Origin of the sequence: Vreelandella neptunia, assembly GCF_022489065.1 — a bacterium.
GTDB lineage: Bacteria > Pseudomonadota > Gammaproteobacteria > Pseudomonadales > Halomonadaceae > Vreelandella > Vreelandella neptunia_A.
The window spans coordinates 1-1,256 of the sequence record NZ_JAKVTW010000058.1 but is presented as its reverse complement, the minus strand read 5'-3'; the positions used below and the strand labels follow the sequence as shown (position 1 = coordinate 1,256).

Sequence of the window (1,256 nt, the reverse complement as noted above, 5' to 3'; positions counted from 1 at the left end):
TGATCTTACCCAGCAACAGTGGACACTGGTTTAAGCGATCATTCGGGCTTCAAAGGCCTCTGGGCTGATCATCCCAATAGCACTGTGCCGCCGTTGTTTGTTGTAGTCCAGTTCGACGTACTCAAACACCTGGCGCCTCATATCGTTTCGCGTTGTAAATTGCTCCCCATGGATCGCTTCAACCTTGAGGCTGTGGAAGAAGCTTTCGGCACAGGCATTATCATAGCAGTTGCCTTTGGCGCTCATGCTGCACGTAAGCTCATGCCGGGTAAGCAGCGATTGGTAACGCGTGGAACAGTACTGACTACCTCGATCCGAATGGACTATCACGCCTTTGGGCATTTTGCGTCTCCATAGCGCCATCTGTAGCGCGTCACAGACAAGATCGGCCGTCATACGCTCACTCATTGCCCAACCGACCACTTTACGAGAGTAAAGATCAATGAGCACTGCCAGGTAAAGCCAGCCTTCGCCCGTCGCCAAGTAGGTAATGTCACCCACCCACTTTTGATTAGGAGCTGAGGCCGTGAAGTTTTGTTCTAGTAGATTCGGTGCGACTGGCAGCGAATGCCGTGAGTTCGTGGTGGCCTTGAACTTACGAGCTGCTTTAGCGCGCAGGCCCTGACGCTGTAAGCTGGCAGCCACCGTCTTACGGTTGATCGGCATCCCATCATCTCGCAGGTCTAGCGTTAGTCTCGGGGCGCCTGAGCGGCCTTTGCGTTGGTGATAAGCCTTGGCCACATGCTGATCGATAATGGCTTGCTGGCTGCGTTTTGGGGACGATGCGCCTTCGCGTTGCCGCCAAGCGTAGTAGCCACTCCGAGCGACCCCGACAACATGGCACATACGCTGAATACTGAACGCCTGACGATGACGGTGGATAAAGGCGTACTTCACTTCAGGCTTTTCGCAAAGTACACCGCGGCCTTTTTTGTGATGGCCAGCTCTTCATTTGCCTCGGCTAGTTGGCGCTTCAAGCGGGCGTTTTCTTCTGCCAACGACCGCTCTCGCTCGGATGTGTCTTGCTGCAGCTGTGCTTTAGATCGCCACTGATAGAGCTGACTCGCGTGTATTCCCAGCTCACGCGCCGCTGCTGCAACGCCAATGCGATCCGCAAGCGCTAAGGCTTCTTGCCGGTAGGCATCTGAGTAACGGGTATATGATTTTTTCTTCATTGATGTTGTCGATCTTGCCATGGTTCACCTCATCGTAACGTATGACGTTCTTGAGGTGTCCACCGTTACTGGGCAGGATCA

The 1,256-nt window shown here is 54.0% G+C and carries 1 protein-coding gene; it reads right to left on the bottom strand.

Features of this window, described 5'->3' with window-relative positions; translation table 11 throughout:
* Positions 1-30: 30 nt before the first annotated feature.
* Positions 31-1,196 (bottom strand): IS3 family transposase gene (locus MLE19_RS22810; protein ID WP_101146503.1). Its coding sequence is split into 2 segments (ribosomal slippage): positions 31-935 and positions 935-1,196, totalling 1,167 coding nucleotides; the frame shifts between segments, so codons are not numbered across the junction.
* Positions 1,197-1,256 lie beyond the last annotated feature (60 nt).